The sequence below is a fragment of the Inquilinus limosus DSM 16000 genome (assembly GCF_000423185.1).
Classification (GTDB): domain Bacteria; phylum Pseudomonadota; class Alphaproteobacteria; order DSM-16000; family Inquilinaceae; genus Inquilinus; species Inquilinus limosus.
The window spans coordinates 12996-36780 of the sequence record NZ_AUHM01000014.1 but is presented as its reverse complement, the minus strand read 5'-3'; the positions used below and the strand labels follow the sequence as shown (position 1 = coordinate 36780).

The 23785-nt window shown below is 72.0% G+C and carries 25 protein-coding genes; 14 read left to right on the top strand and 11 right to left on the bottom strand.

The window, feature by feature from the left end:
- Nucleotides 1-7: 7 nt before the first annotated feature.
- The 6 genes from G537_RS0114530 to G537_RS0114510 form a co-directional block, all read right to left on the bottom strand.
- A complete protein-coding gene (locus tag G537_RS0114530; protein WP_026870734.1) occupies nt 8-2194 on the bottom strand; it encodes a xanthine dehydrogenase family protein molybdopterin-binding subunit in 2187 nt (728 codons plus the stop codon).
- Between the two features lie 7 nt (nt 2195-2201).
- Nucleotides 2202-3188 (bottom strand): FAD binding domain-containing protein, encoded by a 987-nt coding sequence (locus G537_RS0114525; protein WP_026870733.1) that lies wholly within the window; start codon nt 3186-3188, stop codon nt 2202-2204.
- Nucleotide 3189: 1 nt separating this feature from the next.
- Entirely contained in the window at nt 3190-3819 is a 630-nt protein-coding gene (locus G537_RS0114520; protein WP_026870732.1) for a 2Fe-2S iron-sulfur cluster-binding protein, read from the bottom strand.
- A 104-nt stretch (nt 3820-3923) separates the two neighbouring features.
- Nucleotides 3924-4802, bottom strand: coding sequence for an AraC family transcriptional regulator (locus G537_RS0114515; protein WP_026870731.1), 879 nt, complete (start codon nt 4800-4802; stop codon nt 3924-3926).
- Nucleotides 4803-4905: 103 nt separating this feature from the next.
- The gene (locus tag G537_RS45410) at nt 4906-5142 is read right to left on the bottom strand and encodes a GDCCVxC domain-containing (seleno)protein (RefSeq protein ID WP_281171476.1); all 237 of its coding nucleotides are present in this window, start codon (nt 5140-5142) and stop codon (nt 4906-4908) included.
- The gene (locus G537_RS0114510) at nt 5139-5567 is read right to left on the bottom strand and encodes a hypothetical protein (RefSeq protein WP_026870730.1); all 429 of its coding nucleotides are present in this window, start codon (nt 5565-5567) and stop codon (nt 5139-5141) included. The genes G537_RS45410 and G537_RS0114510 overlap by 4 nt, the downstream gene beginning before the upstream one ends.
- Nucleotides 5568-5635: 68 nt before the next feature.
- Here G537_RS0114510 and G537_RS0114505 point away from each other — a divergent pair, with 68 nt between their 5' ends.
- Nucleotides 5636-6043 carry a MerR family transcriptional regulator gene (locus tag G537_RS0114505; RefSeq protein WP_026870729.1) on the top strand — a complete coding sequence of 136 codons (408 nt, stop codon included), beginning with the start codon at nt 5636-5638 and terminating at the stop codon, nt 6041-6043.
- Here the strand turns inward: G537_RS0114505 and G537_RS44670 are convergent.
- Complete coding sequence (locus tag G537_RS44670) at nt 6040-6597, bottom strand: tetratricopeptide repeat protein (RefSeq protein ID WP_051248429.1); 558 nt, start codon at nt 6595-6597, stop codon at nt 6040-6042. The genes G537_RS0114505 and G537_RS44670 overlap by 4 nt on opposite strands.
- Before the next feature lie 64 nt (nt 6598-6661).
- Nucleotides 6662-7225 (bottom strand): tetratricopeptide repeat protein, encoded by a 564-nt coding sequence (locus G537_RS38040; RefSeq protein ID WP_051248428.1) that lies wholly within the window; start codon nt 7223-7225, stop codon nt 6662-6664.
- 251 nt (nt 7226-7476) lie between these two features.
- Between G537_RS38040 and G537_RS38035 the strand changes: the two genes are divergently transcribed.
- The 6 genes from G537_RS38035 to G537_RS38025 all read left to right on the top strand — a co-directional run bounded on the left by G537_RS38035 (nt 7477) and on the right by G537_RS38025 (nt 13259).
- The gene (locus G537_RS38035) at nt 7477-9420 is read left to right on the top strand and encodes a glycoside hydrolase family 15 protein (protein ID WP_081688812.1); all 1944 of its coding nucleotides are present in this window, start codon (nt 7477-7479) and stop codon (nt 9418-9420) included.
- Between the two features lie 319 nt (nt 9421-9739).
- Nucleotides 9740-11023: a glutamate-5-semialdehyde dehydrogenase gene (locus G537_RS0114485; protein WP_026870728.1), complete on the top strand. Its 1284-nt coding sequence runs from the start codon at nt 9740-9742 to the stop codon at nt 11021-11023.
- A gap of 125 nt (nt 11024-11148) precedes the next feature.
- On the top strand, nt 11149-11820 hold the full coding sequence (locus G537_RS38030) for a nicotinate-nucleotide adenylyltransferase (RefSeq protein ID WP_051248427.1): 672 nt from the start codon (nt 11149-11151) through the stop codon (nt 11818-11820).
- Nucleotides 11817-12245, top strand: coding sequence for a ribosome silencing factor (gene rsfS, locus G537_RS0114475; protein ID WP_342665208.1), 429 nt, complete (start codon nt 11817-11819; stop codon nt 12243-12245). Before G537_RS38030 ends, rsfS begins: the two co-directional genes overlap by 4 nt.
- A gap of 21 nt (nt 12246-12266) precedes the next feature.
- Complete coding sequence (gene rlmH / locus G537_RS0114470) at nt 12267-12725, top strand: 23S rRNA (pseudouridine(1915)-N(3))-methyltransferase RlmH (RefSeq protein WP_026870726.1); 459 nt, start codon at nt 12267-12269, stop codon at nt 12723-12725.
- 123 nt (nt 12726-12848) lie between these two features.
- Nucleotides 12849-13259 carry a DUF2306 domain-containing protein gene (locus G537_RS38025; RefSeq protein ID WP_064742139.1) on the top strand — a complete coding sequence of 137 codons (411 nt, stop codon included), beginning with the start codon at nt 12849-12851 and terminating at the stop codon, nt 13257-13259.
- Between the two features lie 5 nt (nt 13260-13264).
- Here the strand turns inward: G537_RS38025 and G537_RS0114460 are convergent, their stop codons facing one another.
- Both G537_RS0114460 and G537_RS0114455 read right to left on the bottom strand, forming a co-directional pair.
- On the bottom strand, nt 13265-13699 hold the full coding sequence (locus tag G537_RS0114460) for a hypothetical protein (RefSeq protein WP_026870725.1): 435 nt from the start codon (nt 13697-13699) through the stop codon (nt 13265-13267).
- 39 nt (nt 13700-13738) lie between these two features.
- Nucleotides 13739-14143 (bottom strand): hypothetical protein, encoded by a 405-nt coding sequence (locus G537_RS0114455; protein WP_155888618.1) that lies wholly within the window; start codon nt 14141-14143, stop codon nt 13739-13741.
- Nucleotides 14144-14217: 74 nt separating this feature from the next.
- Here G537_RS0114455 and gpmI point away from each other — a divergent pair, with 74 nt between their 5' ends.
- The 4 genes from gpmI (at nt 14218) to G537_RS38020 (ending at nt 18415) form a co-directional block, all read left to right on the top strand.
- Nucleotides 14218-15795 carry a 2,3-bisphosphoglycerate-independent phosphoglycerate mutase gene (gene gpmI / locus G537_RS0114450; RefSeq protein WP_026870723.1) on the top strand — a complete coding sequence of 526 codons (1578 nt, stop codon included), beginning with the start codon at nt 14218-14220 and terminating at the stop codon, nt 15793-15795.
- A 162-nt stretch (nt 15796-15957) separates the two neighbouring features.
- Nucleotides 15958-17385, top strand: a complete 1428-nt coding sequence (locus G537_RS0114445; protein WP_026870722.1) for a S41 family peptidase — start codon at nt 15958-15960, stop codon at nt 17383-17385.
- Nucleotides 17386-17402: 17 nt separating this feature from the next.
- On the top strand, nt 17403-17885 hold the full coding sequence (locus G537_RS0114440; protein WP_026870721.1) for an RNA pyrophosphohydrolase: 483 nt from the start codon (nt 17403-17405) through the stop codon (nt 17883-17885).
- The gene (locus G537_RS38020) at nt 17882-18415 is read left to right on the top strand and encodes a VOC family protein (RefSeq protein ID WP_051248426.1); all 534 of its coding nucleotides are present in this window, start codon (nt 17882-17884) and stop codon (nt 18413-18415) included. Before G537_RS0114440 ends, G537_RS38020 begins: the two co-directional genes overlap by 4 nt.
- A gap of 225 nt (nt 18416-18640) precedes the next feature.
- On the opposite strand, the gene G537_RS0114430 is transcribed toward G537_RS38020, so the two are convergent.
- Nucleotides 18641-20860, bottom strand: coding sequence for a primosomal protein N' (locus G537_RS0114430; protein WP_026870720.1), 2220 nt, complete (start codon nt 20858-20860; stop codon nt 18641-18643).
- A gap of 79 nt (nt 20861-20939) precedes the next feature.
- Between G537_RS0114430 and fsa the strand changes: the two genes are divergently transcribed.
- The 3 genes from fsa to G537_RS0114415 all read left to right on the top strand — a co-directional run bounded on the left by fsa (nt 20940) and on the right by G537_RS0114415 (nt 23620).
- The gene (gene fsa / locus G537_RS0114425; protein WP_026870719.1) at nt 20940-21641 is read left to right on the top strand and encodes a fructose-6-phosphate aldolase; all 702 of its coding nucleotides are present in this window, start codon (nt 20940-20942) and stop codon (nt 21639-21641) included.
- A gap of 10 nt (nt 21642-21651) precedes the next feature.
- Nucleotides 21652-22368: a DUF484 family protein gene (locus G537_RS38015; protein WP_034851751.1), complete on the top strand. Its 717-nt coding sequence runs from the start codon at nt 21652-21654 to the stop codon at nt 22366-22368.
- Nucleotides 22369-22657: 289 nt separating this feature from the next.
- Nucleotides 22658-23620, top strand: a complete 963-nt coding sequence (locus tag G537_RS0114415; protein ID WP_026870718.1) for a tyrosine recombinase XerC — start codon at nt 22658-22660, stop codon at nt 23618-23620.
- Nucleotides 23621-23785: the final 165 nt, after the last annotated feature.

Genomic DNA, 23785 nt, shown 5'->3' with positions numbered 1-23785 from the left:
CGGATCCTCACACGTCCGCGAGCGGCAAGCCGGGCAGCAGCTTGTCGAGCGTGATCGGGAAATCGCGCACCCGCACGCCGGTGGCGTTGTGCACGGCATTGGCCACCGCCGCGCCGGCGCCGCAGACGCCGAGCTCGCCGATGCCCTTGGAGCCGAGCGGGTTCGCGCGTTCGTCCGGCTGCTCCAGGAACACGACCTCGAGCTCCGGCACGTCGGCATGGACCGGGACGTGGTATTCGGCGAGGTCGCGGTTGACGAAGCGGCCGTGGCGGGGATCGAGATGCGTCTCCTCCATCAGCGCCGCGCCGAGGCCCCAGGTCATGCCGCCGATCACCTGCGACCGCGCGGTCTTGGCGTTGAGCAGGCGGCCGGCGTCGATCACCGCCAGCATGCGGCGCAGCCGCACCTCCCCGGTGTCGATATCGACCGCGACCTCGGCGAATTGCGCGCCGAAGGAATGCTGGGAGAAGGCCTTGTAGTCCGGGTTCGCGGCCATCGGGGTGGACGCCCCCTCGGCTTCGAGGCCATCGGGGGCGATGCGGGCGAGGAGATCCGCCGACAGCGTGCCGTCGCCGGTCCCTGCGGCCTCCGCAATCTTCGCCCGCAAGGCCAGGCAGGCCTGATGGACTGCGGAGCCGGCGCTGGCCGCGCCCCAGGAGCCGCCGGAGCCGGCGGTGCGCGGGAAGCGGCTGTCGCCGAGCTCCACCGTCACCGCCGAAAGCGGCACGCCCAGCCGCTCGGCCGCGATCTGGGCCAGGATGGTGTAGGTGCCGGTGCCGATGTCGGTCATGTCCAGCCGCACCGTCACCCGGGCGCGGGCGTCGATCGCCACCCGGGCAGTAGCGGCGCCGATGTAGTTGGGCCGGATCGCCGCCGCCACGCCCATGCCGATCAGCTTCCGTCCCTCCCGGATCTGCCCCGGCGCGGCGCTGCGGCGGTCCCAGCCGAAGCGCCGCGCTCCCTCCCGCAGGCAGCCGACCAGGTTGCGGCTGGCAAAGGGCACGCCGCGTTCCGGGTCTTCGGCGGGCTCGTTGCGGATGCGCAGCTCGATCGGGTCGATCCCGAGCCGCTCCGCCAGCTCGTCCATCGCGCATTCGAAGGCCAGCAGCCCCGGCGCCTCGCCGGGCGAGCGCATCCACTCCCCGCGGCGGAGGTCGACCGGCACCAGCCGGTGCCGGGTCAGCCGGTTCGGGGCGGCGTAGAGCGACCGGGTGACGACCGCCGTCTGCTCGCAGAACTCCTCGATCCGGGCGGTGGCCGAGCAGACGTCGTGGCCGAGCGCGGTCAGCCGCCCGTCCCGGTCCGCGCCCAGGCGGACCAGATGCATCATCTCCGCCCGGTGCCCGGCATTGCCGAACATCTGCTGCCGGGTCAGGGCGATCTTGACCGGTCGCTGCAGGATCCGCGCGGCCAGGACGGCCAGCACCGTGTCGGCATGCGCGATCAGCTTGGCGCCGAAGCCGCCGCCGGTGAAGGGGCTGACGATCCGGACGTTCTCCGGCGGGATGCCGAGGGTGGTGGCGATGCCGGCCCGGAAGTTCGCCAGCGTCTGGGCCCCGGTCCGGATCGTCACCGCCTCCCCCGACCACGCCGCCAGCGTCGCATGCGGCTCCATCGGGTTGTGGTGCTCGTAGGGCGTCCGGTACAGCGCCTCGACCGTCACCGGCGCGGCGGCGAAAGCGCCCTCGAAATCGCCGACGGCGCTGTCCGTCTGCATGCCGGCATTGGTGCGCTGCGGCGCATAGGCCTCGGCCAGGCGCGGCGCGAGCGCGAAGTCGCCCGCCTCTTCCTCGTACCGGACCCGGATCAGTCCGGCGGCGGCGCGGGCGGCCTCGAAGCTCTCCGCCACCACCAGCGCCACCGGCTGGTCGTGATAGCGCACCCGGTCGTCGGCCAGCATGGGCCGGGCGCGGGTGAACACCTCCGGCACCGTCGGGGTCACCGGCGGGCCGAAGGGCGCCTGGGGCGGGGCGTTGCGATGCGTCATCACATGCAGCACGCCCGGCGCCCGCTCCGCCTCCGTCGTGTCGATCGCGACGATCCGGCCCTTGGCGATGGTCGCTCCCAGGATGAATCCGTAGGCCGGAGCCTTATCCGGCACATGCTCATAGGCATAGGCCGCCCGGCCGGTGACCTTGAGCGGGCCGTCGATCCGGTCGACCGGCTTCCCGATCACAGCGCTGTCATTCGCCATGGTTCTCTCACATGCGCTCGACGGCCGCGGCCAGGGTGTGCCGCAGCGTCCGTTGGGCCAGTTGGATCTTGAACGCGTTGCCGGGGCGGCCCTGCGCCCCGGCCAGGGCGGCCGCCGAGGCATCCCGGTAGCTGCGCTCTGCCGCGTCGGCACCGGCCAGAAGCCGCTCCGCCTCCCCGGCGCGCCAGGGCTTCGGCGCCACCCCGCCGAGGGCGATGCGGGCGTCGCGGATGCGGCCGCCCGCGGCGTCGACGATGGCGGCGACCGAGACCAGGGCGAAGGCGTAGGAGGCGCGGTCCCGCACCTTGCGGTAGATTTGCCGGCCCGCCGGCGGCGGGGGCAGGACGACGGCCGTGATCATCTCGCCGGGGCCGAGCACGGTCTCGACATCCGGGGCGGTGCCGGGCGGCCGGTGCAGCTCGCCGACCGGGATGCCGCGCGTCCCGCCATCCGGGCGCATGGTCTCGATCCGGGCGTCGAGCGCGGCCAGGGCCACGGCCATGTCGGAGGGATGGACGGCGATGCAGTCCTCGCCGGCCCCGAGCACGGCGTGCATGCGGTTGAAGCCGTCCAGCGCGGCGCAGCCGGAGCCTGGGCTGCGCTTGTTGCAGGGAACCGAGAGATCCTGGAAATACGGGCAGCGGGTGCGCTGCAGCAGGTTGCCGCCGGTCGAGGCCTTGTTGCGGATCTGGCCGGAGGCCCCGGCCAGCAGCGCCTGCGCCAGCAGCGGATAGCGCTGCCGCACCGTCCGGTCGGCGGCGAGGTCGCCGTTCCGCACCTGCGCCCCGATGCGCAAGCCGCCCTCGGGCGTCGGCTCGATCCGGTCGAGCGGCAGCCGGCTGATGTCGACGAGATGGGTCGGCCGCTCGACCCCGAGCTTCATCAGGTCGAGCAGGTTGGTGCCGCCGGCGATGAAGCGGGCGCCCGGCCGGGCCGCCACCGCCGCGGCCGCGCCCCGCACATCCGCCGCGCGCTCATAGGTGAAGGGCTGCATCTCAGGCCTCCGCCACGTCGCGGATCGCCGCGACGATATTGGGATAGGCGGCGCAGCGGCAGATGTTGCCGCTCATCCGCTCGCGGATCTCGGCATCGGTCAGCGGGCCGGGCGCGGCGACATCGGCGCTGGCGTGGCTGGGCCAGCCGGCCTCGGCCTCGCGCAGCATGCCGACGGCGGAGCAGATCTGCCCCGGCGTGCAGTATCCGCACTGGAAGGCGTCGCGGGCGACGAAGGCGGCCTGGATCGGATGCAGCGCGTCGCCCTGGGCCAGCCCCTCGATGGTGGTGATCTCGTCGCCCTCATGCATCACGGCGAGGGTCAGGCAGGCGTTGATCCGCCGGCCGTTCACCAGCACGGTGCAGGCGCCGCACTGGCCGTGGTCGCAGCCCTTCTTCGACCCGGTGAGGCCGAGCGTGTTGCGCAGCGCGTCGAGCAGCGTCGTCCGCGTGTCCAGCTCGACCGCACGCTCCTGCCCGTTGATCGAGAGCCGCACCGCCACGGTCGGGACCGGAGCGGGCCCCGGCGACTGCGCCGCGACGGGCGCGGCGGCGAAGATCAGGCTGGTTGCGGCGCCGGCCTCCAGCACGGAGCGGCGTGTCGGTCCGGTATTGCCGTCGAATTCGGCCATGAGCATCCCCGGTTGCGGGGCGAGGCGGCCGAAGCCGGTCCTCGCCGACGCCCCGGAGGTGGGAGCACCGGCGCCGGGCTGCTGTCAGGAAACCGGCCGGACTGTCAGGATTCGGGAAGAATCCGCATCCTGTAGGCCCGGGGCGTGACGCCCCGGAGGCGCCGGAAGGTGGCGGTGAAATGGCTCTGGCTCGAGAAGCCGAGGCGCATGGCGACGGCCCCGAGCGGAACGGCCGTGTCGCGCAGCAGCGCCTCGGCCCGGCGGATCCGCTCCTCCAGCACGAAGGCGTAGGGTGCCGTGCCGGTCGCGGCCTTGAAGCGGCGGGCGAAGCTGTCCGCCCCCATCCCGGCGGCCGCGGCCATGCCGGCCAGCGAGATGTCCTCGGCGATGTGGGCGTCGACATAGTCCCGGACCCGCGCCAGGGCGCGGCGGCCGAGCGGCCCGTGCCGCGACGCCGGCGGCGGGGCCCGGTCCAGCGCCGCGAGGCGGAAGCCCAGCAGGGCCACGAGATGCTCGACATAGGCCGCGTCGGGTCGGCAGCCGAGCGCGATCTCGGCCTGCAGCGATCCCATCAGCGTGCCGATCACGGGGTCGCAGCGGTTCACCAGGATCGGCAGGGCGGCCAGGCGCTCCGCGCCGTCCCAGGCCGGGTCGATCCACAGGGCGGAATAGCGGAGATCGGCGTCGCGATAGACGCCGGCCCGCTCGGCCCCGGCCGGGACGAAGGTGAAGACGCCCGGCCGGTCGGAACCGTCGAAGAGCAGCCTGCCGTCGGCCTGGACGCGGGTGCCGGCGGTCCGGCCGGCATCGGTCAGGACCAGCAGGTGCCGGGGCGCGGTCCAGCGCATCTCGACCTCCCGGCAGACCCAGCGCCGATGGTCGAACAGCACCCGGGAGTCGAGCCACGCGGCCCGGTGCAGCTGGACCGTGGCATCCTCGCGGGCCCGGATCTGCCCGTCGCCGAAGATGGGGCGGATCGACATGGCGGGGCTCGGCCTCCGGTTGCGGCGGGAACCCTCCCGATGTAGTGGGGCCCGGCGCCGGGTTGAACCCGGTCGCGTCGGATCGCCGCGCGGACGGGTGCTCCTAGCCGCGCCGTCCGCTGCAGCACGGGGTCGCGGCGCCTCCTGCACGCGCCTCCTGGACCGGCGGGCAGGGCGTGGTGCCGTAGGAGCAGAACACGCAGCAATCCCCCGGTTTCGGCCGGAGCAGAGCGCCGCACCCCCTGCAGTCGTAGAAGAACTGGCAGGCGTCGGTCGGCATGGTTTCCGCCGCCCGGTGGCCGCAGAGCGGACAGGCGATGGTGGAAGTGAGATCGATCACGCCGGCCGCACCAGACTGAGCAGCGGAAGTTCAAGCTGGTTCCAGCCGATCGCCGCCGCGACCACGAGGGATGCAAGGACCAGGAGGCTCGGAGGGATCCACGATCGGCGGGGCGCGGCGCAGGCGGAGCCGGCCGCACAGCGGCCGCGGCCGATCCACCAGACCAGCCAGCCCGCGGCGACCCCCATGCCGCCCGCCCCGAGCAGGGGCAGGCGCCAGGGGGCAAGCGCTTCCAGCGCGGAGAAGGCTGCGGTCCCGGCGCCGAGCCAGACCAGGGCCAGGGGAATGATGCAGCACGAGGATGCTGCGATCGCCCCGAGCCCCGCGGCCGCGCCGAGGGCCGCCAGAACGCCCGAGCCCCGGCGCACCGCCGGGCGGTGCATCCCTGTGGTGACGGGGGCGGCAATGGATTGGTGAGCGGCCATGGTCGCTTTCCTCGCCGGATAGGGGCATGATGAACCCCGTAGCCACTACGGACTCAAGCGGGATCGCGATGGCATCGAAGGGGCTGACGGTCGGGAAGCTGGCGGCCGCGGCGGGGATCCATCTGGAGACCGTGCGCTATTACGAACGCATCGGCCTGATGCCGCTGCCCGCCCGGACCGAAAGCGGGTATCGGAGCTACGACCTCCACCATGTGCGGCGCCTGTCCTTCATCCGAAGGGCGCGGGAGCTCGGCTTCGGCATCGAGGAGATTCGGGCGCTGCTGGCCCTGGCCGAACCGGGGCACGCCTCCTGCGCGGAGGTGAGGACCCTGACCCTGGCGCATCTCGACGAGGTCCGCGCCAAGATCGCCGACCTCCGCAGGCTGGAGGACATCCTGTCCCGCACGGTGGAGAGATGTTCCGGGGACATGACGCCGGCCTGCCCGGTCCTCGACATGCTGGCCGAGGAGGGTTAGATCGGCTCCCCCGCCTGGATCTTCTTCAGCTGTTCGATCTGGGCGCGGGCCGTGGCCATCTGCGGATCGATCGTCAGGACCCGCTGATACGCCTCGATCGCGCCCTTGATGTCGCCGAGCGCGATCCGGCACAGGCCGAGGCCCGACAGCGCGCCGAAATGGCGCGGCTCGCGCGCCAGCACCTGGTCGATATCGGCGATCGAGCCGCGGATGTCGCCGCGCAGATAGCGCACCGTGGCCCGGCGGTTCCAGCCTTCGGCATAGGCCGGGTCGCGCTCGATCACCGCGGCGAAGGCGGCCTCGGCCACGGCGTAGTCCCGCGCCTGCATCGCCGTGTTGCCGCGGTCCATCAGCGCCGGGACCTCGCTGTCCGCACCGTCATAGGTGAACCAGAGGCGCCAGATCTCGGCCTGCAGCGCCGGCTCCTCCTCCGGCGTCGCCGTCTGCAGCCGGGCGAACAGCTCGTCCAGCCGGGCCGCCCGATCCTGGGCCGCGGCCGGCACGGCCAGCGCGATCAGGACAGCCGACAGCAGCAGGGCGAGGATGCGGCGCATGGCTTTGATGTCGGTCCGGCGCGGCCGGCCGGCAAGAGGCGAACCGGATCAGAGCCGCGGGTTCTCAGAGCGGATAGCCGGCGAGGTATTTGCGCATCAGCGCCGCCTGGCTCTGGGCCGGGGCGTAGTGCGGGTCGAGCGCCAGCACCCGCTCGAAGGCGTCGAGCGCGGCCTGATGGTCGCCCTGCATCGTCCGGCACAGGCCGAGGCCGAACAGCGCCCCGAAATGCCGCGGCTCCAGCGCCAGGGTGCGCTCGATATCCTGGATGGCGCCGTCGCAATTGCCGCGCAGGAAGCGCGCCACCGCCCGGCGGTCCCAGCCCTCGGCGAAATCCGGCGCGCGCTCGACCACCGCGGTGAAAGCGGCCTCCGCCACGGCGAAGTCGCGCTGCAGCAGGGCGGCGTTGCCGCGCCGCAGCAGGTCCGGCACCAGCGGATCGGCGCCCTCATAGGTCAGCCACAGGGTCCAGATCTGCCGTTCCAGCTGCTGCGCCTCCGCGGCATTATCGGCGGTCCGGAGCTGGTCGAGGAGGGCGTCGAGACGAGTCGGCGTGTCCGCCGCCGAGAGGGTCCCGCACGGCGTCGCGAGAATGGCCGCGATCAGGGCCAGGATGCGCAACGCCTTCATAATCAGAAGATTGGAGCCTGCTTCTGCGAAGACAACGCCAAAAGATGCAATAAAAGAGGGGCGTTCGCGCATATGACACGGACGGAGTGAGTCGGCGCATTATTCGACAACGCGGGCCGGACCGCTATGGTGATTCCAGGCGATCGCATGCCGCCGGGTGCGCGGCGTTCCGTCGCGGCGGCGGGTTCGGGCGCAGAGGAACAAACCGGGCCTTCCCACCTTCCCGGCATGACGACACAGCGGAGATCGACATGGCGTCACTGACAGGGCATCCGGACGCAGTCCCCACCCCGGCCGCCGACGGCGCTGAAGGCCTCGCCACCGGCAAGCAGCCGAAGGTGCCCACCGAAGGACGGTTCAGGGGCCCGGCCGCACGGATCGAGGACTACGCCATCATCGGCAACTGCCGCACGGCCGCGCTGGTCGGGCGCGACGGGTCGATCGACTGGCTATGCCTGCCGCGCTTCGATTCCGAATCCTGCTTCGCCCGGCTGCTCGGCGACGTCGAGAACGGTCATTGGCAGATCGCGCCGGACGATCACCTCACCGCCCGGACCCGCCGCCGCTACCGCGGCAACACGCTGGTGCTGGAGACCGAGTTCGAGACCGACACCGGCACGGTGGCGGTGATCGACTTCATGCCGCTGCCGCACCGCGAGGACGAGATCTCGATCATCCGGCTGGTCGAGGGCCGCGAGGGATCCGTGCCGATGCGGCTGGAGGCGGCGTTCCGCTTCGACTACGGCCGGATCGTGCCCTGGGTGCGGCACCGGCCGGACGGCATCGTCGCCATCGCCGGGCCGAACGGGCTGCGCTTCCGCTCACCGGTGGCGCTGCACGGCGAAGCGATGAAGACCGTCGGCGACTTCACCGTCGAGGCCGGAGACCGCCTGCCTTTCATCCTGACCTGGTATCCGTCGCACCTGCCGGAGCCGGGGGTGATCGACCCGTTCCGCTCGCTGATCGACACCGAGACCTGGTGGAAGGGCTGGGCGCATCACTGCACCTATGACGGCCCCTATCGCGACGCGGTGCTGCGCTCCGCCCTCACCCTCAAGGCCCTGACCTACGCCCCGACCGGCGGCATCGTCGCCGCGGCCACCACCTCGCTGCCCGAGGAGCTGGGCGGCGAGCGCAACTGGGATTACCGCTACTGCTGGATCCGGGACGCGACCCTGACCCTCTACGCCCTGCTCGGCGCCGGCTTCACCGAGGAGGCGGCGGCCTGGCGCGACTGGCTGCGCCGGGCCGCGGCCGGACGGCCGGAGCAGCTGCAGATCATGTACGGGCTGGCCGGCGAGCGCCGGCTGACCGAGCTGGAGATCCCCTGGCTGGCCGGCTATGAGGGCAGCAAGCCCGTCAGGGTCGGCAACGGCGCCCATGCCCAGCTGCAGCTGGACGTGTATGGCGAGCTGCTGGACGCGATCCATGTCGCCCGCAAGAAGCACCTGACCCATCCGCACGACGCCTGGCGGGTGCAGCGGGTGCTGCTCGGCTATCTCGAGAAGATGTGGGACAAGCCGGATGAAGGGCTGTGGGAGATCCGCGGCCCGCGGCGGCATTTCGTGCACAGCAAGGTGATGGCCTGGGTCGCCTTCGACCGCTCGATCAAGGCGGTCGAGCAGTTCGGGCTGGAGGGGCCGGTCCGGGCCTGGCGGGCGTTGCGCGACCGCATCCATGCCGAGGTCTGCGCCAAGGGCTTCTCCGAACACCGCAACAGCTTCGTCCAGTCCTACGGGTCGGAGCTGCTGGACGCGGCGCTGCTGCAGATCCCGATGGTGGGTTTCCTGCCGCCGGACGATCCGCGGGTGATCGGCACGGTCAGGGCGATCGAGCGCGAGCTGACCGTGGACGGCCTGGTCCGGCGCTACGAGACCGAATCCGGGGTCGACGGCCTGGCCGGCGAGGAAGGCACCTTCCTGGTCTGCAGCTTCTGGCTGGCCGATGCGCTGGCCATGATCGGCGACGCCGACCGGGCGACCGCCCTCTACGAAAGGCTGATCGGCCTGGCCAATGATGTCGGCCTCCTGGCCGAGGAATACGACCCGGTCGCGCGCCGGCAGCTCGGCAACTTCCCCCAGGCCTTCAGCCATATCGGGGTGATCAACACGGCGCTGAACCTGGCCGAGTTCCGCGGCCCGTCCGAGGACCGCAGCCACGACGGGCATAACGCCGTTGCGGCCGAAGCGCAGTGAAACCGGCGGAACTCTGCACCAGCCCGCATTTCTCACACTCCCTATGCCCTGCGCCGATGTCCCAGGCCGGCAGGGCAGGAGCCGCGCGCCGCGCGATGCGGCACATCGGGCAAGCGCGGCGACGCACCCTGCCGGCCTGGGACGTCGGCCCGAAGGGTCGCTTTGCGGCGGCCGCCTGCGGGGGCGGGCCGCTCGACCGTAGTGCCGCTACGCTCTTCGCGTCCCGCCCCCGCATCCGTCTCGCCGCAAGGCGACGCAGGGTATAGGGAGTGTGAGAAATGCGGGCTAAGCTGCGGCATCGCGTTTGAAAGACCTCCTGATGACCGCCTTGTTCGACGCCGAGACCGAGACCACCGCCGAGCTGATGCGCCGCCTGGGCGCCGCCGCGCGCAGCGCCGCCGCGGCGCTGGCCCTGGCGCCGCGACCGCAGAAGGACGCAGCGCTGACGGCGGCGGCGGCGGCGATCCGCGACGACCGCGAGCTGATCCTGGCGGCGAACGCCGAGGACATGGCGCTGGCCCGGCGGAACGGCGTCGCCGGCTCCTTCCTCGACCGGCTGGCGCTGGACGACAGGCGGATCGAGGCGATCGCCCAGGGGCTGGAGGCCGTGGCCGCCCTGCCCGACCCGATCGGCACCGTGCTGGCCGACTGGACCCAGCCGAACGGGCTGCGCATCCAGCGCGTGCGGGTGCCGCTCGGCGTGATCGGCGTGATCTTCGAGAGCCGGCCCAACGTCACCGCCGACGCCGCCGCGCTGTGCCTGAAATCCGGCAACGCCTGCATCCTGCGCTGCGGGTCGGAGAGCTTCGCCAGCTCCACCGCCATCGCCGCCGCGGTCGGGCACGGGCTGAAGAAGGCCGGGCTGCCGCGCAGCGCGGTGCAGCTGGTGCCGACCCGCGACCGCGCCGCGGTGGGCGAGCTTCTCGGCCTGACCGAGTTCGTCGACGTGGTGATCCCGCGCGGCGGCAAGTCGCTGACCGCACGGGTGGCGGCGGACAGCCGGATCCCGGTGCTGTGGCATCTGGACGGCATCTGCCACACCTATGTGCACGAGGCCGCCGACCCGGAGATGGCGCGGCGCGTGGTCTATAACGCCAAGATGCGGCGCACCGGCGTCTGCGGCGCCACCGAGACGCTGCTGATCGACCGCAGCGTCGCCGTCTCGATGCTGCGGCCGATCCTCGACGACCTGATCGAGGCCGGCTGCGAGATCCGCGGCGACACCGTGGTGCAGGCGATCGACCCGCGGGTGGTCGCAGCCTCCGACGACGACTGGGACACCGAGTATCTCGACGCCATCCTGTCGGTGAAGACGGTGGACGGGCTGGATGCCGCGGTCGAGCACATCAACCTGCACGGCAGCCACCACACCGACAGCATCGTCACCCAGGACGAGGCGGCGACCGAGGCGTTCCTGGCCCGGGTCGACAGCGCCATCGTGCTGGTCAACGCCTCGACCCAGTTCGCCGATGGCGGCGAGTTCGGGATGGGCGCCGAGATCGGCATCGCCACCGGCCGGCTGCACGCCCGCGGCCCGGTCGGCACCGAGCAGCTGACGAGCTACAAATACCTCGTCCGCGGCACCGGCCAGACGCGCCCTTGAATGAAGGCTCCTGTCCGTAGGTTGGGTTCGCGGCAAGCGAACCCAACATGGTCGTCGGCAGCAGCGTCGGCGAAGCGTTGGGTTCGCCTCGGCGAACCCAACCTACGCGGTGCCGGGATGTCGCCATGCTGACCCCGCCCAATCCCCGGCACGGCCGGATCTGGGATGGCTGCCGCGTCGGGCTGCTCGGCGGGTCGTTCAACCCGGCCCATGCCGGTCACCGGCACATCAGCCTGGAGGCGATGAAGCGGCTGGGGCTGGACGCCGTGTGGTGGCTGGTGTCGCCCCAGAACCCGCTGAAGCCGGCCGACGGCATGGCGCCCTTCGCCGACCGGGTCGACTCCGCCCGGCGCGCCGCCCGCCATCCGCGCATCGTCGTCACCGGGATCGAGGCCGAGCTCGGCACCCGCTTCACCGCCGACACGCTGAAGGCGCTGACCGCCCGGTTACCGCGGACGCAGTTCGTCTGGCTGATGGGGGCCGACAACCTGGCGCAGATCCGCCACTGGCAGCGCTGGACGAAAATCTTCGAGACCATGCCGGTTGCCGTCTACGACCGTCCTTCCTATTCTCTAAGGGCGTTGTCGGGATTGGCGGCGCAGCGGTTCGCGCGGGCGCGGATCGACCAGGACCACACCCGGGCGCTGGCCGGAACGGCCCCACCGGCCTGGGTGTTCTTCCTGGCGAAGCGTCACCCGGCCTCGGCCACGGCGCTGAGGGCCGCGCGGCAGCTTCGCACCAACCCTGCCGGCGCCGCGGCGCAGCCGCGTCGTGTCCACCGCGAAACCTTGAGGTGAACGCCATACGACCGAACTCCGTGACGCCCCAGGCCGAAGCCGGGCGTCTGCCGCCGGGCCTCGCCGCCAGCCTCGCCCGGCCGCTGCTCGAGACCGCTCTGACGTCGCTCGACGACGACAAGGCCGAAGATGTGGTCGTGATCGACCTCACCGGCCGCTCCTCCATCGCCGACAGCCTGGTCATCGCCTCCGGCCGTTCCTCGCGCCAAGTCGCCGCCATGGCCGAGCATCTGCTGGAAAAGCTGAAGCCGCTGGCTCCCGGCCCGATTCAGATCGAGGGCCAGGCGCGGGCCGACTGGGTGCTGATCGACGCCGGGGACGTGGTGATCCATCTGTTCCGGCCCGAGGTGCGTGATTTCTACGCGCTCGAGAAGATGTGGGCCGACGACGCCGAGCGGGTGACCCGCATCGCCGGCACGGCCTGAGGCCGTACGGACGGCCCCGCCATGCGGCTGACCATCGCCGCGGTCGGCCGCGCCCGGCCGGGGCCGTTGCGCGACCTGTTCGACGACTATGCCGGCCGGTCCGCCTGGCCGCTGACCCTGCGCGAGGTCGAAGCCCGCAAGGGTTTGTCCGGCCTCGCCCTGAAGCGCGAGGAGGCGGCGCTGCTGCTGGCCGCGGTTCCCGCCGGGGCCGCCGTGGTGGCGCTGGACGAGCGCGGCCGCGACCTCGACAGCGAGGGCTTCGCCCGCCTGCTCGGCCGCTGGCGCGACGAAGGACGAGGCGACGCCGCCTTCCTGATCGGCGGCGCCGACGGCCATGACGATGCGGTGCGCAGCCGCGCCGACCTGCTGCTGTCCTTCGGCCGCCTCACCTGGCCGCACATGCTGGCCCGGGCGATGCTGGCGGAGCAGATCTACCGCGCCCAGACGATCCTGAGCGGGCACCCGTATCACCGGGCGTGAGGGCGGGCCAACCCTTGCCCTACCTGTCATTGCCGGGCTTGACCCGGCAATCCAGAAGCTGTCGACATTCACTGGATGCCCGGGTCAAGCCCGGGCATGACACCGGGGGTGGGGACGGGGGTCATGTCGCTTGCGCCGCTGCTGGATGCCCCGCTCGTCATCCAGCTTCATGTGGCCGCGGTCTGCGTCGCCGTGATCCTGGCGCCGCCGCAATTGATCCTGCCGAAAGGAACGTCCCGCCACCGCGCCATGGGCTGGATCTGGGTCGCCGCGCTCGTCGCCGGCTGCGTCAGCGCCCTCTTCATCCTGGACCGGCCCGTCCCGCCGCATATCGGGCCGGTCAGCTGGCTCCACCTGCTCGCGGTGTTCACCCTCGCCAGCCTGTGGCAGGCGGTCGCCTCCGCCCGGCGGCGCGACGTCGAACGTCACCGCCGGATCATGCGGAGGATCGCCTACTTTGCCCTCGGGATCCCGTTGGTCGTCGCCTTCGCCGTCCCCGGGCGCATCATGTTCCGGGTTCTGTTCGGGCCCTGAGACCTTCAGCCCAGCGCCGCGAAGTTGCGGTAGGCACCGATCAGCTCCTCCACCGGGCCGGAGCGGCAGCCGCGCTGCCGGGCCAGGCTGGCCGCGTCCTGCTCGTTCGCCGCGCGGCGGGCGCCGAGCTCCTGCCACACTGCGGATTGGTTCGCCGGCGCGCCGGGCGCGTTGGCGAGCTGCCCCGCCGCCTCGGCCTCCGCCTGCGACAGCACGGCCGCGAAGCGCTGCTCCTGCAGCGGGTCGAGCCGCACCCGGCAGGACCGGGCGGCGGTCTCGGCCCGGACCATGGCGTCGTAGCGCTGCAGCGCGTCGCCGGCATGGCCCGGCTGCGGCGACACCGGCGCCGGCTCCGGATAGTAGTAAGGCTGCTGCGGCACGCAGGCCCCGAGGGCGAGTGCCGCGACCGCCGCGGCCGATCCGAAGCGCCTGATGCGCATCACTGTCTCCGTCATCGTTTCGGGTCGGGTCGGGTCGGGTCAGCCCTGACCGGCCGACAAACGATCGGCGAGGGCGATCAGATCCATGATCTGCGCGTCGCCGCAGCCGCGCTCTGCGACCGCATCGCGCACCATACGCTCCTGCAGGGTGCGGCGGGCGGCGATGTCGCCCAGCACCTCCGGGTCGCCCGGCGCCGTGCCCTCCCGCTTCGCCAGAGCCTCGGTCGCCTGACGCTGGGCCTCCACCATGAGGTCGGCGAGCCGGGCCTCCCGCCCCTCGGCCAGCGGCGCACCGCAGACATAGCGCGCCGCGTTGGCGCGCAGCACCGCCTGCCAGCGGTCGACCGGGTCGGCCGTGTCGTAGGCGACGCCGGCCATCGAGCCGCCGCCGCAGCCGGCGAGGAGCAGGGCCACCGGGAACCATCGCGCGCCGAGTCTCGTCATGCCGCCTCCATTCCGCCCTTGTGCGGGCGGCGGCAATCGATACATGAAGGGCGGATTCCGAGAAAGGACATGCGATGAGCGCAGCAGCCACGACCCCGCCCCGTCCCGTCGTCCTCTGCGTCCTCGACGGCTGGGGCTGGCGCGAGGATGAGGCGGACAACGCCGTGCGCCAGGCCCGCACCCCGAACTTCGACCGGCTGTGGGCGGAGGAACCGCACGCCTTTCTCCAGGCCAGCGGAGAGGCGGTCGGGCTGCCGGCCGGCCAGATCGGCAATTCCGAGGTCGGGCACATGAATCTCGGCGCCGGCCGGGTGGTGTTCCAGGACCTGCAGATGATCTTCAACGCCATCGCCGACGGGTCGCTGGCAAAGGCCGAGGCGCTGCAGAAGCACGTCGCCGCGCTGCAGGCCTCCGGCGGCACCTGCCATCTCATGGGCCTGCTGTCCCCCGGCGGCGTCCACGCCCATCAGGACCATATGGTGGCGCTGGCGAAGATCGTCGCCGGGGCCGGCGTGCCGGTCGCGATCCACGCCTTCACCGACGGCCGCGACACCCCGCCGCAGGCCGGCGCCGACTATCTCCGCCGCTTCCTGAAGGACATCGAGGGCCTGCCGGCCACCCGCGTCGCCACGGTCGACGGCCGCTACTACGCCATGGACCGCGACAAGCGCTGGGAGCGGGTGGAGAAGGCCTACCGCGCCGTCGCCGAGGCCAAGGGCGAGACAGCGCCCGACGCCGTCGCCGCGGTCGAGGCCGCGTACAAGGCGGAGACCGGCGACGAGTTCATCCTGCCGACCGTGATCGGCGGCTATGCCGGGATGAAGGACGGCGACGGCGTGCTGTGCGCCAATTTCCGCGCCGACCGGGTCCGCGAGATCCTGCAGGCGCTGCTGGACCCGGCCTTCGACGGCTTCGCCCGCGCCCCGATCCGCTTCGCCGACGCCTGCGGCATGGTCGAGTATTCCGACCTGCTGAACGGGCTGATGTCGGCGATCTTCCCGCCCAAGTCGATCGACAAGGGTCTGGGCGAGGTGGTGGCCGAGGCCGGCAGGACACAGCTGCGCACCGCCGAGACCGAGAAGTACCCGCACGTCACCTTCTTCTTCAACGGCGGCGAGGAGCGGCAGTTTCCCGGCGAGGACCGGATCCTGGTCCCCTCCCCCAAGGTCGCGACCTACGACCTGCAGCCGGAGATGTCGGCGCCGGAGGTGTGCGAGAAGCTGGTCGCCGCGATCGATTCCGGGAAATACGACCTGGTCGTGGTCAACTTCGCCAACCCGGACATGGTCGGCCACACCGGCGTGCTGGAGGCGGCGATCAAGGCTTGCGAGACGGTCGACACCTGCCTCGGCAAGGTCGAGGCGGCGGTGCGGCGCCAGGGCGGCGCCATGATCGTCACCGCCGATCACGGCAACGCCGAGCTGATGCGCGACCCGGAGACCGGCGGCCCGCACACGGCGCACACGCTGAACAAGGTGCCGGCGATCCTGGTCAACGCGCCCAAACCCGACGCGGGGGGCCCTCGCCCGGCCCTGCACGACGGCAGGCTGGCCGACGTGGCGCCCACCCTGCTGGCGCTGATGGGCCTGCCGCAGCCGGCGCAGATGACCGGTCGCAGCCTGATCGGCGCCCCGGAAGCGGCGCCGATGTGACCTCCCGCCGCAATTATGAGCCTCTGGTAACTTGATCCAGCCGAAACCCGGCAGATATCATCGATTGGCGTCCACCCTGGCCGGCCGTCCCTTCGTTGTGGGGATGGCGGGCCGGCCGATTGACTCGAGCGCTTGGCGGCCCGGCCGTCAGCGAGGGCAAGCATGAAGAAGCATCTGAACGCCGTCGCGATCGGGGCCCTGGTGGGCCTGGCCTTCGTCGGCGGGCACACCCTGACCTTCCAGGGCTGGGCGCAGGACAAGGCGCCCGAGAAGGCCGCGACCAGCGACGACGCCACCGACACCTACAAGCAGCTCGACCTGTTCGGCGAGGTGTTCGAACGGGTGCGGGCGGAATATGTCGAGCAGGTCAGCGACAAGCAGCTGATCGAGGCGGCGATCAACGGCATGCTCACCTCGCTGGACCCGCACTCCAATTTCCTGAACACCGACGAGTTCCAGGACATGCAGTCCCAGACCCGCGGCAGCTTCGGCGGCCTCGGGATCGAGGTGACGATGGAGAACGGGGTGGTGAAGGTGGTGTCGCCGATCGACGACACCCCCGCCGCCCGGGCCGGGGTCCAGGCCGGCGACCTGATCATCGCCATCGACGGCAAGCCGATCGTCAACATGAGCCTCAACGAGGCGGTGGACAAGATGCGCGGCCCGGTGGGCAGCAACATCACCATCACCATCCGCCGCGGCGAAGCCGAGCCCTTCGACGTGAACCTGGCGCGCGCCACCATCCCGGTGGAATCGGTGCGCTGGCGGACCGAGGGCGACATCGGCTACATCCGCATCACCAGCTTCACCGAGCGCACCGAGGACGGGCTGAAGCGCGGCATCGCCGACATCAAGAAGAAGCTCGGCGACAAGCTGCAGGGCTATGTCCTCGACCTGCGCAACGACCCCGGCGGCCTCCTGGACCAGGCGATCGCGGTCTCCGACGCCTTCCTCGACAAGGGCGAGATCGTCTCGACCCGGTCGCGCAAGGCCGACCAGGCGCAGCGCTACAACGCCACGCCGGGCGACCTGGCCGAGGGGCTGCCGCTGGTGGTGCTGATCAACGGCGGCTCCGCCTCGGCCTCCGAGATCGTGGCCGGCGCGCTGCAGGACCACCACCGCGCGGTGCTGATGGGAACGCAGAGCTTCGGCAAGGGCTCGGTCCAGACCATCATCCCGCTGCCGGGCCACGGCGCGATGCGTCTGACCACGGCGCGCTACTACACCCCGTCCGGCAAGTCGATCCAGCAGCTCGGCATCACCCCGGACATCGAGGTGCAGCAGGCCCGGATCGAGGAGATCGCGCAGATGCGCGGCTACCGTGAATCCGACCTGAAGGGCGCGCTGAACAACGACAACCAGCAGAGCCAGCCGGGCGAAGGCGGCGCCGACCAGAAGGCGCCGACGACGACGCCGGGCGGCGCCGCCTCGACCGACAAGCCGGCCACCCCGGGCCAGGACAAGGCGGTGTCGCCGCCCTCCGACGGCGCCGCCGACGCCAACAAGCCGGCGGATGTCGACTACCAGCTGTCGCGGGCGCTCGACCTGCTGCGCGGCCTGTCGCTGTTCCAGAAGGGGCAGGCGGGCTGACGCCCGCCGCCACGGCGATGCCGGCGAAGCCAAAGGACGACCTGCCCTACCGACCCTGCGTCGGCATCATGCTGCTCGACCGCGACGGCCGCGTCTTCGTGGGGCGCCGCCGCGACACCCCGGACGGGTGGCAGATGCCGCAGGGCGGCATCGACCACGGCGAGACCGCGCAGCAGGCGGCCTTCCGCGAGCTGAAGGAGGAGATCGGCACCGACCGGGCCGAGTTCCTCGCGGAAGCGCCCGAGACGGTGCGCTACGACCTGCCCGACCATCTGGTCGGCAAGGTCTGGGGCGGGCGCTATCGCGGCCAGGAGCAGCGCTGGGTGGCGCTGCGCTTCCTGGGCGAGGACAGCGACATCGACCTCGAGACCGAGCATCCGGAGTTCGACGCCTGGCGCTGGTCGGAGCCGGACCGGGTGCTGGCGGAGATCGTGCCGTTCAAGCGCGACGTCTACGCCGCCGTGCTGGCCGCCTTCGCCCCGCTGCTGCGGCGTCCGTGACGATCCTCGCCCTGCACCACGTCAACCTGACCTTCCCGGCCGAGCTGGAGGCCGAGACGGTGCGCTTCTACGTCGAAACCCTGGGGCTGGAGCGGCTGCCGAAGCCGCAGGGCCGGCGCAGCCGGGGCGCCTGGCTGCGGGTCGGCGCGGCCGAGATCCACCTGTCGCCGGACGCGCCGGGCCTTGAGGAGCAGATGGCCGCCGACCGCCATCTCTGCCTGACCGTGGCGGACCTGGACGCCACCATGGCCCAGTTGCATGCCGCCGGAGCGCCGATCGAGGACGATCCGCGGCCGCCGACAGGATATCGCCGCCTGTTCACCCGCGACCCGGCGGGCAACCGGCTGGAGCTGAGCGAACCGCCAGTCAAGACCGTCACTCACGGATCGGAAGACGAGTTGTCCAGCAATGCGGGGAAGGAGCCCCTGGCGGATCGGATCGCGCGGATCGCGGCCATCGCCGCTGCGGAAGCAGGATCGGGCGGGCGTGCCATGACCAAGGACGAGATCGATGAGATGTGGGGCCATTGATGCGATCGGCCCAAGCCTAGACAGGCCGGTGATCGATCAACATTCGCAGCGATTCGAAGCCGCCATTCAGACCAACGCTCCGAAATATTAACCCGTCATGGCGAGCCCCGAAGGGCGTGGCCATCCAGCGGTCCCGGCCCGTGGATCGCCACGGTGCCTCGCGATGACGAGGGCTGGGCCGGAGAGTCATTCGAAAAGCCCGCCGGTATCACTCTGCGGCTTCGCTCACAGGAAGCTGTACGGATCGATATCCACCTGCACCCGGACGGTCCCCGGCACCTGCACCCGCGACACCCATTCCGCCACCAGCGGCTGCACCGTGATCCGCCGGTCGGCCTTCAGCAGCAGGCGGCGCCGGTGCCGGCCGCGCAGCATGGCCAGCGGCGCGTCGGCCGGGCCCAGCACCAGCAGCCCGTCGCCCTGCGGCGCGGCGCGGCCGAGATCCTGCGCCACCCGGTCGACCGCGCCGCGGTCGGGGCCGGAGACGATCAGCGCCACCAGCTTGCCGTAGGGCGGCAGTCCGCGCGACCGCCGGGCCTCCGCCTCCGACGCCAGGAAGCCGTCGCGGTCGTCGACGACCAGGGTCTGCATCACCGGGTGGTCGGGCATGAAGCTCTGCAGCAGCACCCGGCCCGGCTTCTCGCCGCGCCCGGCCCGGCCGCCGACCTGGTGCAGCAGCTGCCAGGTCCGCTCCGCCGCCCGCAGGTCGCCGCCGGCGAGGCCGAGATCGGCGTCGACCACCCCGACCAGGGTCAGCCCCGGGAAGTGGTGCCCCTTGGCCAGGATCTGGGTGCCGATCAGGAGGTTGACCGCGCCGCTGGCGAGGTCGGCGGTCAGGTCGGCGATCGCCTGGGGGCCGGAGAAGGTGTCGGAGGCGACGATCTGCCAGCGCGCCTCCGGCAGGGTCGCGTCGACCTCCTCGGCGATCCGCTCCACCCCCGGGCCGCAGGCGGCGAAGCTGCCGTCGGCGCCGCAGGACGGGCAGGCCTTGGGCAGCGGCGCCCGGTGGCCGCAATGGTGGCACTCCAGGCGTCCGGCCAGGCGGTGCTCGACCAGCCAGGCGGTGCAGTGCGGGCATTCCAGGCGGTGGCCGCAGGTCCGGCACAGGGTCAGGGGGGCGTAGCCGCGGCGGTTCAGGAACAGCATCGCCTGCTCCCCCGCCCGCAGCGTCTCCACCACCGCCTCGCGCAGGGTCGGCGACAGGAAGCGGCCGCGCGGCGGCGATTCGCGGCGCATGTCGATCGCGCTCACCGTCGGCAGCCGCGCCGCGCCGTGCCGGTCCGGCAGTTGCAGCGCGGCGTACCGCCCGGCCTCGACATTGGCCAGCGTCTCCAGCGACGGCGTGGCCGAGACCAGCACCACCGGGAAGCCGCCGAGATGGCCGCGCAGCACCGCCATGTCGCGGGCCTGGTAGACGACGCCGTCCTCCTGCTTGAAGGCGCTCTCATGCTCCTCGTCCACCACGATCAGGCCGAGATCGGGATAGGGCAGGAACAGGGCCGAGCGGGCGCCGACCACGATCCGCGCCTCACCGAAGGCCACGGCCCGCCAGTTGCGCCGGCGCTGGGTCGAGCTCAGCTCGGAATGCCATTCCACCGGCCGCACGCCGAAGCGGGCGGCGAAGCGGTCGAGCCAATGCGCCGACAGCGCGATCTCCGGCAGCAGCACCAGCACCTGGCGCCCGGCCGCCAGCGCCGCCGCCACCGCCTCGAAATACACCTCGGTCTTGCCCGAGCCGGTGACGCCGTCGAGCAGCGTGGTCGAATAGCCGCCGTCGGCGACCGCATCGATCAGCCGGTCCGCCGCCTCGCGCTGGATCTCGCCCAGCACCGCCCGCGGCCTGGAGAGGTCCGGCTGCGGCACCGGCTCGAAACCGGGCAGCAGCACCACCTCCAGGAGGCCAGCCTCGGCCATTCCCTTGATCACCGGCGTGCCGCAGCCGGCCTCGCGCGCCAGCTCGGCCGGCAGCCGCGGCGGCCCGTCCTCCAGCACCGCCAGCACCCGCCGCCGGGCGGCGCTCAGCTTCGCCCCCTCCGGCGGCGCCTCCGCCCGGCGATAGGCCTGGATCGGCTTCGGCGGCTCCAGCGCCCCGGTCGAGGACAGCGTCATGCGCAGCACGGCGCCGGGGGGCGACAGGGTGTAACGGGCGACCCGGTCGATGAAGCTGCGCGCCACCTCCGGCAGCGGCGGCAGGTCGAACCGGTGCAGCACCGGCTTCAGCTTCGACCGCGCGACCTGGCCGCTGCCCGGCCCCCAGACCACGCCGACCCGCCTGAGGCGGCCGAGCGGCACCTCGACATAGCTGCCGGGCGCAAGATCCATGCCCTCCGGCACCGCATAGTCGTAAGCTTCTGCCAATGGCAGCGGCAGCAGCACCCGCACCGTGGCGATCTCGCCACTCTCTTCCCCGATGGGCGTTGCTGCTGTGGCCTCGGACTCCGCCATCGGCTAGACTTGCCCCCGTGCGCCGGAATCGGCGCCGCGCATCGGCCCGAAACGATCCCCGGCCATTGGAACGAAGCCCATGAAGTTCTTCATCGATACCGCCGACATCTCCGAAATCCGCGATCTCGCCGCCACCGGCCTGGTCGACGGCGTGACGACGAACCCCTCGCTCGTCGCCAAGTCCGGGGCGCGCTTTCTCGATCTGATTCCCCAGATCTGCGAAGTGGTGCCGGGCCCGGTCTCGGCCGAGGTCGCCGCCACCGACTTCGAGACCATGCTGGCCGAAGGCCGCAAGCTGGCGAAGATCGCGAAGAACATCGCGGTCAAGGTGCCGCTGACGCCGGCCGGCCTCAAGGTCTGCCGCACCTTGGCGGACGCCGGCACCATGGTCAACGTCACGCTGTGCTTCTCGGCCGGCCAGGCGATCCTGGCGGCGAAGGCCGGTGCGAGCTTCATCTCGCCCTTCGTCGGCCGGCTCGACGACATCGGCGAGAACGGCATGCAGCTGATCGCCGACATCGTCGAGATCTACCGCCAGTACCCGGCGATCAAGACCGAGGTGCTGGTGGCCTCGATCCGCGGGCCGCAGCACGTCATCCAGGCCGCCAAGCTGGGCGCCCATGTCGGCACCATGCCGCCGGCCGCTCTGCGCGCCCTGTTCAGCCACCCGCTGACCGACAAGGGCCTGTCCGCCTTCGTGGCCGACTGGCAGAAGACCGGCCAGAGCATCCTCGACGACAACGAGCTCGCGGCCCTGAAGCAGCAGAAGTCGGCGGCGTGAGGGCGGCCCGTTGGCACAGGAAGTGAAGCGGCCGGACGCTCCCGCGATCACCGCGGCGGACGTCTCGGCCTGGCTGCTGGCCCATCCGGACTTCCTGGTCCAGCACCCGGACCTGCTGGGCCGGCTGGCCCTGCCGCCGCGCGACCGCGGCGAAGGGGTGATCGACCTGCAGGGCTACCAGGCCGAGAGGCTGCGCGGCCAGGTCGACCGGCTGAAGGACCAGCAACGCGCCTTCATCAGCGCCAGCCGCGCCAACCACAACACCCAGAACCGGGTGCATGCCGCGATCCTGTTCCTGCTCGACGCCGAGAGCTTCGAGCAGCTGATCCACACGGTGTCGACCGACCTCGCCGTGCTGCTCGACCTCGACGTGGTGACGCTGCTGGTCGAGGCGGCGGATGGCGAGGAATCGCCGCCGCACAGCGCCGAGGTCCGCATCGTCGGGCCCGGTGAGGTCGGCCGCCGCCTGGGCGGGCAGGAGCTGCTGCTCGAATCGGACATCGCCGGCGACGAGGCACTGTTCGGCGCCGGGGCCGGGCTGGTGCGCAGCCAGGCGCTGGTCCGGCTGAACGTCTCGCCCGAGACGCCGCCCTGCGTCCTGGCCCTCGGCAGCCGCGACCCGGAGATGTTCCACCCCGGCATGCGGACCGAGCTGGTCGGCTTCCTCGGCCGGGTGCTGGAGCGCTGCATCCGCTCCTGGCTGACCATCCCCGGCCAGGACGGCTAGGGCCCAGGCCCGATGGGCGGGTCGGTCCTCTTGCGACAGGAAGCTTCTTTCCTCGGTCGCCTTTCCGCCGAAGCGGTTCGCTCTTCCTTGTCCCCCCTCCCCTCGCGGGAGGGGGGTAGGGGGAGGGGGGTGTCGAGGGCAGACTCGGTTCCGCTATCGGAGCCGCCGACCAAAGACTCCTTAATCCTCTCTTTCCGGACATCCGTCAGCTCGACGGCGCGAGCCCCCTCCCCCTACCCCCCTCCCGCGGGGGGAGGGGGGACTCGTCTGTGCGCATCGGCAACCGTCCATGCCCTCTGACCCCGACTCCATGGCCGGCTGGCCGGCGGCGGCGGATCTGCGCGACGCGGCCGGCCGCTGGCGGGTGTGGCTGGAGGATGAGAAGCGGGTGTCGCCGCACACGCTGCGCGCCTATCTCGGCGATGTCGCCCGCTTCGTCGGCTTCCTGGCCGAGCATCTCGGCCGCCCGCCCAGCCTGAACGACCTCTCCGCCGCCGCCCTGTCCGACCTGCGCGCCTACCAGTCGCGCCGGGCCACGGGCGGGGCCGGCGCGGCGACCCGGGCCCGCGGCCTGTCCGGCCTGCGCAACTTCCTGACCCATCTCGACCGCGCCGGGGTGCTGCACAACGCGGCCATCGGCTCGCTGCGCAACCCCAAGCTGCCGAAGCGCCTGCCCCGGCCGCTGGCCGTGCCCGACGCCCTCGCCGCGGTCGACACCGTGGAGACCTTGAGCAACGAGGAATGGATCGGGCTGCGCGACCGCGCCCTCCTCTTCCTGCTCTATGGCTGCGGCCTGCGCCTGGGCGAGGCGCTGGGGCTGACCCGGCGCGAGGCGCCGAAGGGCGACACGCTGGCGGTCACCGGCAAGGGTCGCAAGCAGCGCATAGTGCCGGTGCTGCCGGCGGTGCGCGAGGCGGTCGACGCCTATATCGCCGCCTGCCCCCACCCGCTCGCCGCCGACGGGCCGCTGTTCCTGGGCGCCCGCGGCGGCCCGCTGAATCCCGGCGTGGCCGAGCGGCAAATGCGCCAGTTGCGGGCCGTGCTGGGCCTGCCAGATTCGGCGACGCCGCACGCCCTCCGGCACAGCTTCGCCACCCATCTCCTGGCCGGCGGCGGCGACCTGCGCACGATCCAGGAGCTGCTGGGTCACGCCGCCCTGTCGACCACGCAGCGCTACACCGACGTCGACACCGACCGGCTGATGGCCGTCTACGCCGACGCCCATCCGCGGGCGCGGCGCGGCCGCGACTGACGCCTCCCGGCGCCGATGGGGACGGAAGCGTTGACGGTGCGCGGACGAAACCGGCACTCTCCGATGCGTGACTTTTTGAGACCATCCCGCCATTCGCGCGCGATCCCGCCCGATTGACACCACGCATTCATGAGAACCTCCGCCCTCGGCGGGGAATACTGGAAG

Coding starts and splice junctions, on each gene's coding strand:
- G537_RS0114530 (WP_026870734.1), bottom strand. CDS start 2,194: ATGGCGAATGACAGCGCTGTGATCGGGAAGCCGGTCGACCGGATCGAC.
- G537_RS0114525 (WP_026870733.1), bottom strand. CDS start 3,188: ATGCAGCCCTTCACCTATGAGCGCGCGGCGGATGTGCGGGGCGCGGCC.
- G537_RS0114520 (WP_026870732.1), bottom strand. CDS start 3,819: ATGGCCGAATTCGACGGCAATACCGGACCGACACGCCGCTCCGTGCTG.
- G537_RS0114515 (WP_026870731.1), bottom strand. CDS start 4,802: ATGTCGATCCGCCCCATCTTCGGCGACGGGCAGATCCGGGCCCGCGAG.
- G537_RS0114510 (WP_026870730.1), bottom strand. CDS start 5,567: ATGGCCGCTCACCAATCCATTGCCGCCCCCGTCACCACAGGGATGCAC.
- G537_RS0114505 (WP_026870729.1), top strand. CDS start 5,636: ATGGCATCGAAGGGGCTGACGGTCGGGAAGCTGGCGGCCGCGGCGGGG.
- G537_RS44670 (WP_051248429.1), bottom strand. CDS start 6,597: ATGCGCCGCATCCTCGCCCTGCTGCTGTCGGCTGTCCTGATCGCGCTG.
- G537_RS38040 (WP_051248428.1), bottom strand. CDS start 7,225: ATGAAGGCGTTGCGCATCCTGGCCCTGATCGCGGCCATTCTCGCGACG.
- G537_RS38035 (WP_081688812.1), top strand. CDS start 7,477: ATGGCGTCACTGACAGGGCATCCGGACGCAGTCCCCACCCCGGCCGCC.
- G537_RS0114485 (WP_026870728.1), top strand. CDS start 9,740: ATGACCGCCTTGTTCGACGCCGAGACCGAGACCACCGCCGAGCTGATG.
- G537_RS38030 (WP_051248427.1), top strand. CDS start 11,149: ATGCTGACCCCGCCCAATCCCCGGCACGGCCGGATCTGGGATGGCTGC.
- rlmH (WP_026870726.1), top strand. CDS start 12,267: ATGCGGCTGACCATCGCCGCGGTCGGCCGCGCCCGGCCGGGGCCGTTG.
- G537_RS38025 (WP_064742139.1), top strand. CDS start 12,849: ATGTCGCTTGCGCCGCTGCTGGATGCCCCGCTCGTCATCCAGCTTCAT.
- G537_RS0114460 (WP_026870725.1), bottom strand. CDS start 13,699: ATGCGCATCAGGCGCTTCGGATCGGCCGCGGCGGTCGCGGCACTCGCC.
- G537_RS0114455 (WP_155888618.1), bottom strand. CDS start 14,143: ATGACGAGACTCGGCGCGCGATGGTTCCCGGTGGCCCTGCTCCTCGCC.
- gpmI (WP_026870723.1), top strand. CDS start 14,218: ATGAGCGCAGCAGCCACGACCCCGCCCCGTCCCGTCGTCCTCTGCGTC.
- G537_RS0114445 (WP_026870722.1), top strand. CDS start 15,958: ATGAAGAAGCATCTGAACGCCGTCGCGATCGGGGCCCTGGTGGGCCTG.
- G537_RS0114440 (WP_026870721.1), top strand. CDS start 17,403: ATGCCGGCGAAGCCAAAGGACGACCTGCCCTACCGACCCTGCGTCGGC.
- G537_RS0114430 (WP_026870720.1), bottom strand. CDS start 20,860: ATGGCGGAGTCCGAGGCCACAGCAGCAACGCCCATCGGGGAAGAGAGT.
- fsa (WP_026870719.1), top strand. CDS start 20,940: ATGAAGTTCTTCATCGATACCGCCGACATCTCCGAAATCCGCGATCTC.
- G537_RS0114415 (WP_026870718.1), top strand. CDS start 22,658: ATGCCCTCTGACCCCGACTCCATGGCCGGCTGGCCGGCGGCGGCGGAT.